This window comes from Arthrobacter sp. FW305-BF8 (assembly GCF_021789315.1).
Lineage (GTDB): Bacteria > Actinomycetota > Actinomycetes > Actinomycetales > Micrococcaceae > Arthrobacter.
On sequence record NZ_CP084563.1, the window covers coordinates 50,595 to 68,465 of the forward strand.

Genomic DNA, 17,871 nt, shown 5'->3' on the forward strand with positions numbered 1-17,871 from the left:
GCGCGGTGCTCATGCGCTAACCTCCTGGGATTCTGTAGCCGCGACGCGCCGCGTTACTTCCATGGCGACTGCATGCAAGTCTTCAGCAACGCTGGATGCGGATTTGGGTCCTGCGTTCGTGGCTTTGGCTTCTCCGCGGAGAACTTCCCACCATTTGGGAGCTTTGCTGAGTTCGCGTTCGAGTTCGTGCGCCAGTATCCCCCGTTCCCTGCAGGCCTGGGCAGTTGCTTCTGCGTGTCGGATGGTCATTGGGAACAGCACTTCGTCGGTGCCGAAATCAGCGATGAGGTGGTCGCGGGTGACTTTGTGGACCTGTTTTGAGTTGGTTCCGGTTCCAACTAGGACAACACCCAGGAGATCCAGTAACGGATTGAGTCCCACGACGCTGTCCATGCGTGCTGCGACCGCAGCCACGCCTTTGCGGCTGGACATGTCTGTCTTCAGCGGTACCAGTGCGTACCGTGCGGCCGCGACGGCTGCTGCCTGGAGGGGCTCGTTTCCGGGCGGGCAGTCAAGGAGGACGAGGTCGTACTCCCCCGCGATGGTTGCGAGCATCTTTGCCAGGGCTAGGTGGGCTGCATCGCGGTCCTTTTGGGCTTTGGCTCCGAGAAACGCTGCTGCATCGTCGAGTTCGGGTCCGCCGGCAATGACGTCCAGGTTGGGTCGGATACTTGTGAGCAGGGACGGCTCTGCACCGAAGCAGAGAGCGGCTGCCAAGCTCCTGCCGCCGTCCCCCTGGTCGGAATAACCTAGGTCTTCCGCAAGGTTGCCCTGCGGGTCCAAATCCACGAGGAGTACGCGTGAGCCAGCCTCCGCGAGGAGTCCACCGACGTTGGCTACCAAGCTGGTCTTGAAGACCCCGCCTTTGCCGTTGATTACCGCGATTACCCTGCTGAGCGCACCGCGGTCCAGATCGTGTTTCATCGAACCTTCCTTTCACAAGTGTTACCAGCGTAAACAGCGCTACTTGTTTCACTTGTGAAGCTGGCTTGCGTGTCTCTACTTTTTTCACAAGTCAAAAAAGTAGAGCTGTTATTAACAGTTTCACTTCTAAAGAAAGTTTCACTTGCTTTGCTGTATACGCTTCGTTCGCAAGCGGATAACCAGCATGAAGAAGCCCTTAGGTAGTGACCGGAAAAATGCGTGCAGGCACCCGGGCATCGCTGCAGCCCGGTTCGTCACCTATGCGGCGTTCCAGATCGCAGCATCCCCAGGAGGCAGCCAATACTCCTCCCGTTCCTGGTCGTACAGTGCCCCTTCATCAACCTCAACGATCCGGAAACGGTCCAGGTATGCATGCCAGCGGGCACGTTCGAACCGGTTACGGCTTATGTGGGCCTGGTAGTCCTCCAACACGCCCAGCCTTGCCGCCAGATTGGTGAGATTAACTGCCGTTCTCTTCCAGTGACCGTGGTCGCGGTAAATCATACCCAGGGCCTCCATCTCGGTCAGCGCGGTCGATACGGCGTTGCGGCTGATGCTCGTGAAGCGGACAATCTCCGCGGTGGTGGGGGAGTGCCTAGCTCGTTCGATGGATTCGTAGACAAGGGCAGCCACGTCTCCCAGGCTTCGGAACACGGGTCGCACGGCATGGATGCGTCCTTTGCGCCACGTCAGCTCCCTAGCTAGTTGCTGATAGTGCGGAGGCAACTGAATGAGGTAGATGTCTGCTGTCTTGTGGCGAGCATCCGCGACTTTGGTGAGGATTCCATCGGAGGCCTGGGCCAGAACGGGAAGTAACCGGGCAATGGTGACATGGTGCTTTCCCAGCGCGACCGCAAGCGTACGACAGCCGACATCGAGAAGATCCGATTCTTTCGCCCTCATGTAGCCCAGCAGGCCGCGGACCAAGAGGCGGAGGCTGAGTCCTTCGCGGCCCCTGACTGCCAAGCGGTGGTCTAGGACGGCGTACAGGACATTTTCCAAGTCGTTTACGAGTTGGTGGATTGACGCGGAGCTGCGGTTGAGTGCCCCCCCTGTGGGTTCAGTAGGGCTTGTGTTGTTAATAAGGGCATTGATTTTCCCGGTTTCACGGGACTTAGGTTTTTGGGTGCTGCCTGCGTTGGTGAAGGCCTGGGCGTTGGCCCATTCGCTGGAAAGGAGTCGCGCCTGTTTGGCTTGCGTGCCGTAGAGGGCTGCCAGGCCCGGGAACTGGCCGGTGAGTTCGTTCCGTACGTCTTCCAGGGTCCATCCGCACGCAGCGAAGTGGTTCAGCACACCCATGCGGGCCTCTGAGGCACTGGCGTACTTGGCCGTGTCGTAAAGGCCAGTGCGTGCAATCCGGCGCAGTGGGGTTTCGCTGCCAGCGACGGGCAGCTGTCCAGCAGTGGTCCGTACTGTTGTTGCTGCTTTGGCTTGGCGTTCTTGGATGGCCTTGTTGCGGGCCAGCTCCGGGGCCAGTGCGGCGCGCAATGCTGCTATGGCACGCGCTGAGTTGCGGACGCGGAGGGTGGCGTAGGCCTGGGATAGGGGAGTGATGAGGGTTTGGTGGCCGCCAGCCTTGTGCCTTGAGCCCGGGACGCGGATGCAGCCGTCGGTGATGTTCTGGTGGGGGCTCGGGTCCAGGCTTGCGGCGAGAAGGCCGAGGGCTTCGACAAGCTCGCGGGCTTTGGCGGCGGTGAGGCGTTGTTGAAGGGGAATGTAGATGTGCCTGCCGCCGCTGGGGGAGAAGTCCTCCACGTAGCTGACGTTGGCTTCGCCCAGAAGCTTCCTGAGCCGGGCTGCGTCTGAGTCCACGACGCTCTTCAGTGCCTTGGATGTATCCAGGTCGATGCAGAGAGTGGCTACGGAACCGTCCGTACCGTGGATCATGACTGCTGCGGGGTGCTCGGGCAGAGACGTCGTAATGGTGGGCGGAGTTGCCGGCCGGGGGTATTGGAACCTGGTGCCCATCCATCGGCCTAGGCGGTAGGACGCTTGGCCGGCGATCAGGGGTGCAAGGATCCACGCCTGCTGAGGGCTAGGTTGGCCCGCGACACCCTTACGTGCGTGCGTTGACGCGGAATTGACTTCCGGTACCATAGACAGCAGTTACTCCTTCGGGGGGAACGACAAAATCCACCCACTGGGTGGGTGTTGGACAAAAGTTCAGATCGACATCCCGCCAAGAACGAGATCTGAACTAAATACTTAACGAAGGCCCGCCATGTGCGGGCCTTCAGTTATTAACTGGCCTTCGGTATAGGCAATGTCTCCTGATTGCGCAGTTCTTCAAGGTCGATGGAATCTATATGCTTGGCAACCAGCGGTGTCAGGTAATCAACTGCGTTCGTGCCAAGAATTTCCATAATGGCCCGCAGCTTTTCGGCTCGCGCAAGATCGGGCTTGACCACGAACGTGTGCCGAGGCCCCTTGGACGGGCGGCCTCCCTGAGCAAGCTTCTGAATTGCCATAGTGCTATCTAAGCGGTTTTGATAAACGAAACCCTGCACGTCGCCGCGGCGTGTCGCTCTTTTTGAAAGAGTCATCGCGTGGGGTGTGACTCGCCCAGCAAGCTCGTGACAGATTCCGGATTGCATGATTCCAATATGTCATAAAACCCAGAATTTTGGGATTTGGGACCCTTTGAAGGTTACTTCTTCCACGCTCTTCGGACTATGGCTTCCACGGACTCGCCGGCAGGATCAGTTGCCGGATTGGCAGCCATGGCATCCCGGAACAAGGTCCTGGTCGCTCTCAAAGACCGAAAGTAGCGTCCCTGGCGGTCGATACGCCACCGCGAGACTCCCAAGTAGGCGGCAGCTGCCCGCCGCTCCATGCCAGCTGCCAGGCACACCTTCACTGCCTGATAGATGACGCGATAGGCAGCCTCATGCTCCCGCGGTACTTCCGTTAAGACGCTTTTGACTGCTTCCTGCGCTTGTTGAGGGGTAGTCATGTCTCCCGGCCTTCCTAATCGAGTGAGAGGGCGGATCCCAGCTCGGTTTTCACTTTTCTGTTCCTGCGCGCGTAAGCAAACAGCGCGAGCCCCACGACCACGAGGGCAGTGGAAGCGTAGGAGATGAGCATGTACAGGTAAACCACGTTCCCGGTACCAAACCACTCGACGGGGTACGCGCCGGCGCGCAAGAGGGAGAGGGCGAACCCGCCGGCAATCATGCCTGAAGCCATCCGGCCTGTCCGGAGAGGGTTCTTCTTGGAGTCGAGGTATGCCGGCCGCACCAGGGGAAGGACAATGTAGGCCACGTAGAACAGCACTAACCAGGTGTTTATGCGAACGCTGGGCTGTGTGGCGAAGTCGAGCATCTGGGGGGATGAATACGGGGCGTCTGTGGCCACGACAGTCCATAGCAGGCCAGCGGACACGAGGCCCAGCACAACGGTTCCGGGAGCGCCCACTGTCCAACGACGGGCAAAGGGGGATCCGTAGGCGACACTAAGGTGCCCGCCTAGAAAGGCGACGGCTACCAGTGCGCAGTACTTGGAGATGAGGTCGGTAGCGTTGGTGATCGGCATGATCGAATCCAGCGCGTAGTACACGGGCGGTACCAGCAGCAGATAAGCGGTGGTGAGAAAGATGCCCGACAAAGCGATTCTGCTCGCCTTTCCCCGCAGGGCGTGCTCAAACCCGGATGCGGGTGTATTTATACGCTTGAACGTAAGACTGCCTAGAAGGATGAGCATGAGCGTCACCGGGACGACACCTAGTGGATTCATCCCAGAAGCTCCGTCATCTTTTCCGCATACTCCTGGGCTTCCTTACGTTGTTTGACCCGCCGCTGTAGCAGGTTTATGCGGCCGGAAATTAGCTCAACAAGGGAATCGTCCGTGATTTCAAGCAGCTCATCCTCCCTGGCGCGTGGTTGCCAGCCTGCCTCGGCCGGAAGCACGAGGCCTACAACCACCAGACCTGATGCGAAGGAAGTGCCTGCTGCCCTGGAGGCTGCTACCGCAAGCGGTGCGGTCAGTTTGTTTTCGGTGAGCTGCGTAAAGATGTATGTCAGGGCCATGCCAGTCTCTTCTGCCATGCGGTGCCGGATGTCGCCGGAGTCGATGGCGTCAATCCACGCCCGGTTGGATCCCTCGTGCGGGAAGTCTATGAGCGGAATGTGTTTCCGCAGATCCCGCGGGTAGTACTTCTTCGAGGTGCGGAACTGTAGCTCGGCCATCAGGTCTGCGTGGTGTACCTGGCTGAGCACTTCTGCCGGCGTGGGCTCAATCTGTCTGGTGTACATATCCCTGTACGGGTCAAAGGCGGCAAGGGACTCCAGCACGTTCGCTCCGGACGCGCGCGCGACGGCAACGACCGTCGATTCTGCAACGTTTCCACGCCGCAGCTGGTTGCCCAACGTGCCTCGGTGCAGCCCCGTCAGAGCGCTCAGAGCGGCAGGGGAAGTGCTGATGGACTGAGCGTCCAGCCAGCTCTTGAACTCTGAGGCTGAGACAGGCACAAACACTCCTTGGATGGGGCAAACACGACAAGACGCGCACGATTGATTCTGCTAGAATGATCCCAATAGTTAAGCATTCGCAAATACTTAACCGTTGGTTTCAAATCCATCCTAGCCTTACGGCTGAGTTTAGCCGGGATGGTTTTTCCGTCCGGGGACAAGCCCCGGAATAGCCCAGGGGAGGGGCGACATCATGCGAGTCACTATGCGGTGCAGGGGCGGGACTTACCTGTTCATCGGCTGCTGGTTTCGCGCCGACAGAATCAGGCGGTCGTCCTAATGGGTGTCGCTGCTGCTGGGGCAGCAACAGCCGTTGCAGGTAAGGCGTTTCGAAAAGTCGTCGTTCCTGTTGCCGCCGCTACCACCCTCGCCCTGGGCTTCGTTGTTGTGGTTCTTGACGATGGCGGAACACCGGCTCAGGCCGCTTCTGCCTGTGCAGCACCTGGCACGTCAGCTGTATCCGCAGCATCAGCGGTCCCTGGCAGCACAGTGGCCGGGTTCGATGGTGAACAGATGAAGAACGCGGCCGCGATCATGAAGGCTGGAGAGGATCTGAAACTGCCCTTGGCCGCGCAGCTGATCGGTGTTCAGGCTGCCATTGGCGAGTCCACGCTGCGGGTCATTGATTTCGGTGACGGTGCTGGCCCGGACTCACGGGGGCTGTTCCAGCAGCGCGCAAATGGTTCGTGGGGTTCCTACGAGGACCGCATGGACCCCCACACCAGCGCTACAAACTTCTTCAAGGCTCTCCAGAACGTTCAGGGGTGGGAAACCCTTGAACCGACCATTGCCATCCACCGCACGCAGCGGAACGCGGATCCACACCACTACACCCGGTTCCGGGAACAGGCCACGCAGATCGTCAAGGCACTCGGCGGGGAATCGGCTTCCATGGTGGACCCGTCCGGGGTGTGCCCGGTCGAGGGAAACCAGGTTGTTGGCGAGATTGCCGGGAAGTGGGTCAAGCCCCTGCAGAAGGCTGTCATGACCAGCGGGTACGGCCCGCGGCCGGCCCCTCCCGGTACGGCCGGGGGAGTGCTGGCCAACTTCCACTATGGAATCGACTTCTCCACTCCTGGCCAGGCCGGGGTGATTGTGGCGATCACGGATCTGAAGATCGTGAAGATCAGAAACCTTGAAAGCCAGTTCGGAACCGGCATCACAGGCCAAACCCTGGACGGGAAGCTGACCATCGGGATGTACCACATGGAGGCCGGCTCTCTAAAGGTCAAGGAAGGCGACACCGTTGCCGCCGGAACCCCCCTCGGGACTGAAGGTGCGACCGGCAACGTCTTCGGCCGGCACCTGCATATGGAGTTTTACGCCGGGGCCCTGCCGAATCCGATGATCCCGATCAACGCCACCATCGACCCCACACCGATCCTCAAAGAGAAAGGCATCCTGTGATGCGCAGAACCGCACTCGCCCCGGCCCTGCTGGCCACCGCTGCCCTGCTGACGGCCTGCGCCGGGACCCCAGCCGCACAGACGACCACCACAGCGGCCGCGCCGGCCCCGACCAGCACGGCGGATGCTGACGCGCACTCAGCCGGTGATGGCCACGGGCATGACGAGGCCTCCGAGCATTACCACGGCCCTAACGTCACCTGGGATGCCGCCGCCGAGGCGAGGGTCAAAGAGACCGCCGCGAAGGCGATGGTCCTGTTCGGCCGGCCTTCGGTGGAGGAGAAGACCTGGTTCAAGGATCTGGAACCGATGCTCGCGACCGAGTACAAGGAAGACGCCCGCTACATCGATCCGGCCCGTGTTCCGTTCTCCACCGTCACGGACGGTCCCGCGATCACCCGGGAGGCACAAAACCCCATGACGGTTACAGCGTCCTTCGACACCAACGCCGGGCCGTGGACGATGATGCTCCACCGCATCGGCCAGGACGATCCCTGGCTTGTCACCTCCATCAGCCCGGTGACTCCCCAGTGAGCACGCCCACCGCCGGTGCTGACGAGTTCGGCACAGCACCGCTGTTCACCGACCCGCTAACCGTCCCGGAACGGCACAGCCCGCAGGGCACGGCCGCAAGCAGTGTCCCGGTCCTGTTCCAGGAACCGGCACCAGAGATTTTCAGAAGTCAGAACCCCGCAATCGAAAGGAAGACCCGATGAGCACCAACTGGTCAGGCGCCGAGCGGAAGTCACGCGCCCCCATCAGCCTGCTGAACCCCGAACCGTCGGCAGAAGATAACGCCGCAGAACCCGTCAAGGAAACCGCGACACTGACCGTTGCTATCAGTGAGCCGGCACAGGCCCAGCAGGCGGCCGTGGAAGCTCAGGCGGCCCCCTTGGTCAGCGGCCGGCGCAGCGCATCAGTGCTGCAAAAAGACAACATGAACGACGAGCTGCCACCGGCCACCGGTTGGCAGGCCTTCCTGCGGACCGTCACGTTCGGGCTGATCAAGCCCAAGGTCGGCGCAGCCGAGCTGGCCCGCCGCACTGACCTTTCCGCGATCCAACGGGTCTACTCCAGGCCCATGCGCATCATGGTCGCCCAGCCCCTGGGCGGGGTCGGCAAGACCATGTGCAGCGTGGGAATCGGATCAACCTTCGGGATCCACTCCGGCCAGCACGCCATCGTCTGGGACAACAACGAAATGATGGGCACCCTCGGTGTGCGGACCAACGCCAACGGCTCTACCCGCACCGTGTGGGACCTGCTGAACGTGCTGGAAAAGTTCGAAACCATCGAGGCCCGTAAAGGCGATTTTTCCTACTACACCCGCCACCAAGGCAAGAACCAGTTCTCCGTCCTGGCGTCGGACGAAGACCCGGACCGAATGAAGTCCATCGGCGCGGACGAATTCAACCGCATCCACACGGTGGTCAGCCGGTTCTACGACACCATCGTCCTGGACACTGGAAACAACACCCGCTCCGAAAACTGGCTGGCCTCCATCGACGTCACAGACCAGCTCGTGATCCCTGTCCGCCTCCAGCGCAACGCCGTCGTCTCGGCCCTGCGAATGATCGAACAGCTCGAATCCATGTCCGAGCGCCAGGGCAACCCGCACTACAAGAACCTCGTCGCCAACGCCGTCGTCGTCATCACCCAGGGCGGAGGCGCCAAAGTCTCGGCGACCGATCAAGCGGACCTCCGCGCCCAGCTCGAATCCACGGTGCGGTCCATCATCGATATCCCCTATGACGCGGCCCTGGACAACGGCTCAATCATCGACTGGCAGCTCGTGGGTGATCCCGCCCGCCGCGCCTTCGAACGCGTCACCGCAGAAATCGCCGCAGGCCTGCTCGAGGTAGACAACCGCATCGCCCACGCACGTATCCACACCACCAACCGATAGGAAACCCACACCATGTTCAAGAGCATCCTCACCAACGTCACCATCCCCGCGGCCGCAGATAACCCCTTGGACGGGGTGACACCCAACATCAACGTCTTCGGAGTTCAGTTCCAAGGCGCGGTCCAGCTGATCCTCGGCGGGCTCTGGGCCCTGGTGCTGATCCTGGTCACCGCCGCTTTCCTAATGAACCTGGGCAAGTGGGGAATCGCACGGCAGCGCGGCCACTCGGACGACATTGCAGATGGCGCGGACGGTGCCAAGCGCAGCGGTGTCGCCTTCGCCGCCGTCGCCGGCGCCAGCGTCATCATCGGCGGCATCCTCGCACTGACTGCCGCAGCAGGAGCCTAGCCAACTGGTGGCACACTTCATCGTTGGCAGCTGTCTCCTACCGAAGAACGGAACCAGACCATGAGAACGAAATGGAAGCTACTGATCGCGATTGCCGCCGTCGTGGTGATCGTGGCAGTCGCCGTCGTCCTGATAAATCTCCGCCCCACGGAACAGGCTTCACAGCCCGAACCCACCGCTGGCACGGACATGGTCGCTGGCACGCTCGGATTTCCAGTCTCCAAAATCAGCATCGGAGAAGGCGGAACCACAACGGCCGCCGACGGCAAAACGCCCATCGGCTACAACGGCACCTGCGACTCCGCCGCCCAGGCAGCAGCCAACTACACGCCGGTCCTGCACGATGTGAACACTAAAACCTGGGAAGCCCAGAAAGCCACGATGAAGACGTTGGCCTCGGACGAAGCATGGATCAAGGATGCAGTTCTGCTTGGCGACACCTTCACGACGGCGGCCGCGTCCGGAAACTTCAAGAGCTTCGACGGCGGCTGGCTCGACCGGGTGGATGTCAAAGCCGGGGGCCTCTACCGGCTCGTTTCCTGCGAAGCCGAGAACCGCGCATTGATTCAGGTGGTTTATGGCGGTCTGCGCGGCGGTGAAGCAGAACCCGGTGGCTACTTCGGTACCGATTCCCTGGAACTCGTTTGGGACGGAGATTGGAAAATCTCTGACGTCCTGGTGCGTATTGATGACACAGAACTTGCTGACAAGTTCCCTGACCAAGGCCCTGCGGGCGGTCTCGTCGGCGCTTCAACCGGAGAGATGCCCACTCTCGATAACGGGCTGGTCAGCCGCTACTTCGAAAACCTGAGCAAAGAAGGCTGGGTGGAATATGCAAACGCTACGCGCTAGCAGCAGGATCCGCTTGATTGCCGCTTTCCTCGCGGTCTTCTTGGGCTTCGGTGTTCTCACAGCCGGATCCGCTCAAGCAGCGGATGACATCAACGCCTCAGAAAAGTTGAATGCCGATCAATTGAAGCGGCTGGCGGGCTTGCCGGCAGAGCAGCGCGACGGCATTCGTGACCGTCTCAACAGCGAACTCGCCAAGAACGTCTGTGGGCCTCAATTTCTTGGTGCAACGATGATCGGCCAGGACTGCACGGGAATGGCAACCCGCGCTTTCAACAGCTTCCTAGACACCCCCGAGAAGTCCTTGGACTACCGGCCTGCAGAAGGACAGCGCGAGTTTTGCTCATCACTGGCGCGGGAAGGGGCACCGCCAACTGCCCTGGGCATATGTGCGGTATCGAGCACATGGAACGAATTCGCCCCGCTTGCTGGTGCTGTGTTGCGTACAGCTGTTTCTACACAGCCTGGCGGGCAGTTTGTGCTGGGTGCGGTGGACACAGTGGCGTTTATCGCCAATGCCAAGGACGGGTTTGAGAAGTTTGCGAACTCGACTAAGGAAGCCGGCGTGACGGCCACGAACGAGGTTCTGGTGAACCTTTTGAAAGTCTCAGAGTTTCAGGTCGATGACGGGTTCCGAAACACCTGGTCAGTCTTTTCCGGTGTCGGGATCGTGCTGCTGGCACTGATGTTCTTCAAACTCTTCCGGGACTACTCGGGTGAAAAAATCGACCCTGACGCCATGCGTGAATCGGTGATCTGGTACGCCCCACTCGCGGTTCTGCTGGCATTGTTCGGCCCGGTCCTGGGGTACGTGGGCAACAACGCATTGGTTCAGGTTACTGAGTCGATCAGCCCATGGACCTCAAACCAGATCGGGGACTTCGCCACAAGCATTTCCCGTTTCGCCTCCTACGAGTCCAGCGGCGTTTTCGGACCGCTGGCAGCCGTGCTGCTGTTCGGGTTGCTGTTTATCGGGGCCTGGGCGCTCCTGGGGCTGTTCGCCCTGCAGCCGCTCGCCCTGTCGCTGCTGGGCGTAGGCATTGCGTTGATGATCGGCTTCATGATCCATCCCGAACACCGGGGCCGGGTCGCCAAGGCCGGGTCGCTGTGGCTCGGTATTGCCTTGTCCAAACCGCTGATTCTGTTGATCATGGGTGCGCTGTTCAGCTTCATCTCGAACCGCCCCGCGTTCCAGGGCGAGGGTACCGGGGATGCCTTGGTGAACGCCTCTTCAGTGTTCATCGCGGCCGCCGCAATGGTCGTCCTGGCGTTCTCACCCGCGCTGCTGTTCAAATTCGTCCCGATACTGCCGTCCTCGGCCAGTTCATTGGGTGCTAACCGGCCCTCGATTGCAGGGGCGGCGATGGTGGCCGGCGCCGGTGCCGGGATCGGTGCAATGATCCGTCAGCGCCGCACCATGCAGGCACAGTCCGGCTCGTCCGGCGGTGGGCGCTCCGGTGCTGCCGTCAGCGGGGCGGCAACCCAGACATCAGACGGGCCTAGCTTCTCGGCCGGTCCTGACGGGGGTCTGACCGGTGGGGAAGCTAGGCCCGGCGCACCTACAGGCAGCGGCCGTCGTAGTGCCAGTGGCACCAGACAGGGGACTGCCGGGATGGGAGCCGCTGGCCAGGATGCACCGGCTGCACCTGATACCCGCACCATTGCCCAGGCGCAACGGGATGACCGGGCCGGTACTCCGGCCGGAAAAACTGCTGCTGCTGCCCGCAGTGGAGCGGGGGCTGTTGGCCGGGGCACTATGGCGGCCACTCGGGGATCCGCCAAGATCGCCGCAGGTGGGGCGACAGCGTTCCTGTTGGCCGGGCGTGAAGCATCACGGCAGGCCGCACTGCGCGGCCGTCAGGGCGTGAACTCGATGGTGCCTGATACCGATCACATCAGCGGCCGGTAATGAGCAGTACGAAAGCAGGGGAGTAGGTCTGATGGGACGCATGGTTGTTGTCGGTGGTGAGGTTTCCCGCCGTGGTTTGTGGGGCGGGAACCGTACCGGTCCTGAGTGGATTGGGCTCAGTATCGCCCTGGCTTCGGGGATGGTGGCGATCATTGCTCTCTCGGACGTGATCGTGCTTGGCCTGATCCTGGGCGCTGCGATCATCGGCCTCGGTGTCGTGCTGACCACTCCGAGCAAGATCACTGGGTACCGGTCCCTCGGTGCTCTGCTCGTTGAGCGGCACCACCAGCGCTCCCGCAGGAAAAACAAGACCGCGACGTTTGTTCCGGTGAAGTTCCGGGATCAGACCCGCATGGTCAAGGCCGGCAAGGCCGACCGTGCCCGGGCCGATGAAAAGGGCATGATCGAGGTTCCAGTGACACACCGGAACAATGCCCCGCTCATGGTGGGGACGGTCCGCCCGTTCACCGTGCAGACCCCTACCGGGCCGATGACAGTTTTCCGTCATGGCGGCCGGATCAAAACCCCGTACTACACGGTGACCGTGGAAGTCATGGGTTCTTCCTCCGGGATCCGGGAGGAAAACCGTGAAGATTCCGCTTATGTGGCCCGCGGTCAGTTCCTGGCCCGCATGGCCCGACGGCAGTCCCTTATTTCCCACGTCCAGACTCTTTCCCGTGCCGTACCCATGGATTCCACTGACCACCTGCTGTGGATCAAGGACAAGCAGGCCCAGGGCATTAACCGGCTGCTGATCACCTCCTACGGGGATCTGGTGCAAACTTTGCAGTCCCGCTCAGAACAGCACCGCACCTACGAGACCTTCCGCATTCCTCGGTCCGCTGCTTTGTCCCTGAAGGCCTCCAAGCTTGGCGGCGGGGACACCGGACTGGGGTTGGCGATTCATCAGGAAATCCGTACCGCTCTGGCCCAGGCGCAGATGATGGGCGGCATCCAGGATTACCGCACCCTGGGACCTGAACAGATGGCGGCGCTCCTGCGGCACCTTCAGGATCCGGATTTCGACATTGACGATGATGAGAACGCGGACCTGGCAGACTGCTGGCAGCACTTGGACGGCGATTCCTCGGATTCTTCCGTGGTCATCAACGGCCACTGGCACACCCGCACCGGGTACGTCCCGGCCTCAGCTTTCAGCCCCGAGGCCATTCCCGTTTCTGCTCTGCAATCCCTGGTCTCCGGAATCCAGCCGGCCGTGGTCCACACCGTCTCCATGGTGATGGAACTTTCCGATGCCCGCACCGCACGAGGGAAAGCCCGCACGGACGCGGCCATGGACCGCGCCAAGGGCAAGGAAGTCGCCAAGTCCGGTGTCGTCACCGACGGATCAGAAGAAGTCCTCATGGGCGCATCCAGCCAAAGGCTCCTGGATCTCAAACCCGGTTCCGGGCATCACGGTGCCGCGTACGCGCTCTACATCTCCTACTCCGTCGAATCAGAGGATGAGCTGCTGACCACCGCTGACCTGATCGAGGCTGCAGCCGCGGATGCCGGGATCGAATTCATTGACTGGATGGATCACCGCAACGATCTGGCCCTGATCACGACCATGCCGTTCACGAGAGGAATCCGATGAACACCCCCAAATTTGTCAAAGGCCTGCGGATGCCCTGGGCCCTGACCACCACTTCACGCCGCACCCAGCGCTCCCGCGCCAAGCAACAGCGCCTCAGCGCCGATCACGGCGCCGCACTGGGGACCAGGGATGCCCTGGCCGCGAAACGCCGGGTAGGAAAGAACAAGCGCACGAACGATGCCGACAGCAAGGCAGCCGTGCAGTGGCATTGTGAGCGGAAGAGTGCGCGTGCCTCGCGTCTGGGCTACTACGATCCGGCGGCCCCGGGGGTGCTGTCCTCGACCCGGCAGATGGAATTTTCACACATGGCCATCGCCTCGCCTCCCACCTCGCACCGGGGCCTGGCGTTCGGGATCGATGCCGGATCGGGCTGGATGGTTGTCCATGACCCGTTTACGTCTTACGGCAACGAGCTCGAGTCCCCGAACGTCTGCTTCATCGGGGATCTTGGCCAGGGCAAGTCCTCCGGGATCAAAACCTGGGCGGTGCTGCGGCAGCTGCTCCTGGGCCGCCGGGTTGTCGTGATCGATAAGAAGTACCAGCTGGACCAGAACGGCGGGGAATACACCTCCCTTGCCCAGCGCCTGGGAATCAGGCCGGTGAAGTTCATGGTCGGGGGCGGCGGGGCCAGGATCAACATCCTGGACCCGCGTATCGCTGCCCGGCTGAATGAAGACAGCCACGACGACACCGCGCTCTCCACTCCGGCGGGCCAGTCCATGCTGGTTCGTGCTGTCGTTGAAGAAGCCCTTGGCCGGCCGCTGCTGCCCAAGGAAGGCAAAGCAGTGCGCATGGCCCACAAACAGGCTCTCCGCACCGCGGCAGCGAACAATGAAATCGCCCATATTCGCCACGTCCTTTCCGCTCTATATGCACCCGACGCGGACGCGGCAACGGCCTCTAACCTGAGCGTGGAGGAAATCCGGCAGTGGGGACAGGATCCCGCGTTTGAGCTTGAACGCATGATTGAAGATGACCTGGCCGGCCTGATAGACGGACCGACGAGTGAGGAAATTTCCCTGAACGCCGGGCTGACCGTCTTTGACGTGTCCCTGCTCCCGGAGGATGGGCCGGCGTTGGCGATCGTGATGACGATCATCAACACCTGGTTGGCGAACACTCTCTACCGTCAGAGTGAAGCGGTCCCCACTGTCCTGGTCATCGAGGAAGCCTGGCATACCGTCCAGGGCTCGGTTGCCAAGGTAACCCGCCGCAACACCAAGCTCTCCCGCGCATTGTCGCTCTCGTGCATGTTCGCGTTCCACCACATCTCCGACATTCCCGAAGACTCACCGGCCATCGCCATGCTCAAAGAGTGCGGAACGGTCCTGCTCTACAAGCAGCAAAAATCCGATGATGCGTGGGCATGCGAACGGATGTTCAACCTGCCCGCCGGGTCCGCGGCTGATATCGCGTCCCTGACCAAAGGCACCTGCATGATGCGGATCGGCGGTAAGGATCCTTTTATTGCCATCCACGTCCGCAGCGCCTTGGAAATCGAACTCACCGACACCGATAAGGCCATGAAATCCACGGCCACCATCAACCAGGTTGAAGCCGACATGCAGGAGGAAGCAGCATGAGCACCGCCAAGGCCATGTCCACGGATTCAGTCATGAAGATCGCTCTGGCCGCCCTCGCCACCGGGCTGGTTGTTCTGGGCTGGGTCTCGGCGTTCCTGGCAGAGCTGATTACTCCCACCGGGATGCCTTGGACGGACTTCTCCGCCCTGTGGGCCAAGATCAAAGCCGGCGAATTTCTCTGGCCCGGAGCGGCGACCTGGATCCTGATCGTTCTGGCTGTCCTGGCTCTCCTCGGGACGGGCATGCTCATGGCCATCTTCGGCGGGAACAAGCACCGCGATGACGGGCTGCCCCGGTACAAGGACCTCGAAAAGCGGATGGGCAAGAACGCAGCACTGGCCAAAGCCAAGCAATCCCTGGAGCTGCCGGCGGATGCCACTGAAGAAGACATGATCGTCGCCCTGTGCAAGCTCGATGGTCAGACCCTCTACGTCCAGCACGAAGACTCGATGTGGGTGTTCGCGCCGCAGCGCTCCGGTAAGACCCTGTTCCTGGCCGTAGGCATCACCCTGGACGCACCAGGTGCCGTGATTGCCACGTCCACCAAAAATGACCTGCTCATGCTCACCGCCATCGCCCGCGAACGTCGGGGCGATGTTTCCGTGTTCGACCTTCAGGACATATCCGGCTGGTCGAACAAGGTCAGGTGGAACGTCGTGGACGGCTGCGAAGATCCCGACGAAGCGCTGGCCCGCGGTAAAGCCTGGGCCGGGGCCCAGCCGATGGGAGATGTGAAAAACGGGGACTTCTTCAACTCCAAAGCCGCCGCGATCCTGGGCCGGTTCCTCCACGCGGCCGCGCTGGGAGATAAGAGCATCGATGACGTCGTGAAGTGGGCCAACGACTTCACCGACAGCGAGCCGCTGGAAATACTGACCCAGCACAAAGCCCCGGCCGCGTTCACAGCCAGGCTCCGTACTCTCACGACCTCCCGGGCCGGCGAAACGGTGGATTCCATCCAGGAAACCCTCGCCGGCCTCCTGGAACCGCTGACGTCCCCTAAAGCCTTGGACACCCTGACCCCTCCCAAAGGAGAGGGGTTCGACATGGAGAAGTTCCTGGAAAAGCCGAACACGATCTATCTACTCACGGACGGGGAACGCTCTCCGGTCGCCCCGCTCGTGGCGATGTTTGCCGACTTCATGTTCCGCAAAGCCCAGCGCATTTCCCAGGGCATGCCCGGCGGCCGGCTCTGGCCGGTACTGACGATGGTTCTGGACGAAGCCCCGAATGTCGCTGCCATCCCGGACATGGCCGGTGCCCTCTCGGATTCCGGCGGCCGGGGGATCCGCATCATCGGGTTCAGCCAGTCCTTTGCCCAGAACCGGCAGAGGTGGGGAGCCGAAGCAGCCACGGCAATCCGTGGAACGTCATCGATCAGACTGTTCCTGCCTGGCCTGGAAGAACTCGATGAACTGGACAAGATTGCCCGGGCCGCGGGGACTACCCGAAAGGAACGCGTCTCCACTTCCCAGGGGCGCGGCGGATCGTCCCGGACCGTCAGCGAGGAAGAACGGCCCGTGATCCGAGGCAACGAGATTCAGCAGCTCCCGGTAGGAGAAGCGTTCATGCACTACAGCAACGTCGCCCCGGCCAGGGTCAAACTCATGCCCTGGTGGGAACGCGCGGACGCAAATCAAATCAAGGAAGACAAGGCCACCGCGCAACAACGCCGCGACAGGCAAGGAGCAATCCGATGACCGAAGAATCTCGCGAACCTTTTCCGCCCTCCCCTGCGGACGGCGGCGAGGCGATGGTGGCCGAGGGCATTGAAGAGGTGCTGGTCGAGCACGAGGAACGGCTTACCGTCCTGCAAGGATCTGTCGAAGCGATGGGCCATGCGGTCGAAGACCTCTTGGCATCACCGCCGAAAAAGACACCAGCTCCTTGGAACTGGAAAGAACTCGATGGTGAGAAGTCGGTCGCTCTCATGGAAGCGCTGCGCGAGTGGGTGGACTGGATCAACGACCGATACGGCGTATCGGACACTTCCCGCATCTACGGCTGCTGGTACCGGCATAGCCCGGTGGTGGAAGAACTCACCGCAGCCTGGCTCAGCTGGAGGGCAGCGAACTACGGCCACAAAGACCCTGTGACCGACCCGGCCAGCTGGCACAGGGACATCTTCTGGCCGATGCTCGACCGCATCGCATCCAAGCCTTGGGGACTGAGCAACTGCCACACCGAACATGTGGACCCCCGGCCTTCTTTCCGAAACTCCACCGACGACAAATTCACAGAATTTCTCGGCAAACTCGGCGCTAAAGAACCATCCAACGCCGAAAACTAGGGCTGAAAAATGAAATGCACGGAACCACTGGTTCCGTGCATTTCTTGCATACTGCTGGGTGCCACGGGAGACAACCGGGTGTCAGGTTTGAACCTAAGACTGGCGAGCGGGAGCGTGTGGCAACCGCGTTCAGGGCCCTACTCTGACGCTCACCTTGTTACTGCCTGACGTCAGGTTGGGGCGTGCCCTTCACTGACGAGAAGCCCTCGGAGTTACACCATCCGAATGCGCCGCGGGCGGTTGAAGCTTGAGTGCGCAGATCTAGTTCCCCCCAACACGATCGCCGTCAGATCCAGGTACGGCGGATGTACGTTCCTGGTTGTTGTTCTACGACGCGCCGGCTGTGGGCTCCGTCCTGCATCAGCCACAGTAGAGATCCGTCGGCCATGACAGCTTCGACGCGGCCGCGGTCGGTTACGCTGCCGCGAGTGTGAACTTCGACGTCTTGGCCGGTCAGCACAGTCCAGTCGTCAATAGGCTGCCACGATGCGAAAGAGTGGATGTTTGTTTGGTCTTGATTCGGCGTCATGCTTGTTGGCATCTCGTCCTCGAGCTTCATAGCAGCAGGATGCTGAGCAAATTTGTGACGGGTA

General features: G+C 61.4%; 16 protein-coding genes. 10 read left to right on the forward strand and 6 right to left on the reverse strand.

All coding sequences use genetic code 11. From position 1 onward, the window contains the following. Nucleotides 1–9: 9 nt before the first annotated feature. From LFT45_RS23140 to LFT45_RS23160, 5 genes are all read right to left on the reverse strand, one after another. Entirely contained in the window at nucleotides 10–924 is a 915-nt protein-coding gene (locus LFT45_RS23140) for a ParA family protein (protein ID WP_236809806.1), read from the reverse strand. Between the two features lie 258 nt (nucleotides 925–1,182). Further along, nucleotides 1,183–2,892: a hypothetical protein gene (locus LFT45_RS23145; RefSeq protein ID WP_236809808.1), complete on the reverse strand. Its 1,710-nt coding sequence runs from the start codon at nucleotides 2,890–2,892 to the stop codon at nucleotides 1,183–1,185. A gap of 272 nt (nucleotides 2,893–3,164) precedes the next feature. Continuing rightward, entirely contained in the window at nucleotides 3,165–3,518 is a 354-nt protein-coding gene (locus LFT45_RS23150) for a hypothetical protein (RefSeq protein ID WP_236809810.1), read from the reverse strand. 373 nt (nucleotides 3,519–3,891) lie between these two features. After that, a complete protein-coding gene (locus LFT45_RS23155; protein WP_236809813.1) occupies nucleotides 3,892–4,527 on the reverse strand; it encodes a hypothetical protein in 636 nt (211 codons plus the stop codon). A gap of 125 nt (nucleotides 4,528–4,652) precedes the next feature. Continuing rightward, a complete protein-coding gene (locus LFT45_RS23160) occupies nucleotides 4,653–5,390 on the reverse strand; it encodes a hypothetical protein (protein ID WP_236809815.1) in 738 nt (245 codons plus the stop codon). 513 nt (nucleotides 5,391–5,903) lie between these two features. Between LFT45_RS23160 and LFT45_RS23165 the strand changes: the two genes are divergently transcribed. From LFT45_RS23165 to LFT45_RS23210, 10 genes are all read left to right on the forward strand, one after another. After that, a complete protein-coding gene (locus tag LFT45_RS23165; RefSeq protein WP_336885620.1) occupies nucleotides 5,904–6,797 on the forward strand; it encodes a M23 family metallopeptidase in 894 nt (297 codons plus the stop codon). Continuing rightward, nucleotides 6,797–7,330 (forward strand): hypothetical protein, encoded by a 534-nt coding sequence (locus tag LFT45_RS23170; protein ID WP_236809817.1) that lies wholly within the window; start codon nucleotides 6,797–6,799, stop codon nucleotides 7,328–7,330. The genes LFT45_RS23165 and LFT45_RS23170 overlap by 1 nt, the downstream gene beginning before the upstream one ends. A gap of 178 nt (nucleotides 7,331–7,508) precedes the next feature. After that, a complete protein-coding gene (locus LFT45_RS23175; RefSeq protein WP_236809823.1) occupies nucleotides 7,509–8,702 on the forward strand; it encodes a MinD/ParA family ATP-binding protein in 1,194 nt (397 codons plus the stop codon). Between the two features lie 12 nt (nucleotides 8,703–8,714). After that, nucleotides 8,715–9,050 (forward strand): hypothetical protein, encoded by a 336-nt coding sequence (locus LFT45_RS23180; protein WP_236809825.1) that lies wholly within the window; start codon nucleotides 8,715–8,717, stop codon nucleotides 9,048–9,050. 60 nt (nucleotides 9,051–9,110) lie between these two features. Further along, nucleotides 9,111–9,902 (forward strand): hypothetical protein, encoded by a 792-nt coding sequence (locus LFT45_RS23185; RefSeq protein ID WP_236809827.1) that lies wholly within the window; start codon nucleotides 9,111–9,113, stop codon nucleotides 9,900–9,902. 13 nt (nucleotides 9,903–9,915) lie between these two features. After that, nucleotides 9,916–11,808, forward strand: coding sequence for a hypothetical protein (locus LFT45_RS23190; protein WP_236809829.1), 1,893 nt, complete (start codon nucleotides 9,916–9,918; stop codon nucleotides 11,806–11,808). Nucleotides 11,809–11,839: 31 nt separating this feature from the next. After that, a complete protein-coding gene (locus tag LFT45_RS23195) occupies nucleotides 11,840–13,405 on the forward strand; it encodes a hypothetical protein (protein WP_236809831.1) in 1,566 nt (521 codons plus the stop codon). Further along, entirely contained in the window at nucleotides 13,402–14,988 is a 1,587-nt protein-coding gene (locus LFT45_RS23200) for an ATP-binding protein (protein ID WP_236809832.1), read from the forward strand. Before LFT45_RS23195 ends, LFT45_RS23200 begins: the two co-directional genes overlap by 4 nt. Next, entirely contained in the window at nucleotides 14,985–16,688 is a 1,704-nt protein-coding gene (locus LFT45_RS23205; protein ID WP_236809834.1) for a type IV secretory system conjugative DNA transfer family protein, read from the forward strand. Before LFT45_RS23200 ends, LFT45_RS23205 begins: the two co-directional genes overlap by 4 nt. Next, nucleotides 16,685–17,278, forward strand: coding sequence for a DUF4913 domain-containing protein (locus LFT45_RS23210; protein ID WP_236809836.1), 594 nt, complete (start codon nucleotides 16,685–16,687; stop codon nucleotides 17,276–17,278). Before LFT45_RS23205 ends, LFT45_RS23210 begins: the two co-directional genes overlap by 4 nt. Before the next feature lie 286 nt (nucleotides 17,279–17,564). Here the strand turns inward: LFT45_RS23210 and LFT45_RS23215 are convergent. Beyond that, nucleotides 17,565–17,871: hypothetical protein (locus tag LFT45_RS23215; protein WP_236809838.1), on the reverse strand; the 307-nt coding region annotated here is incomplete at its 5' end.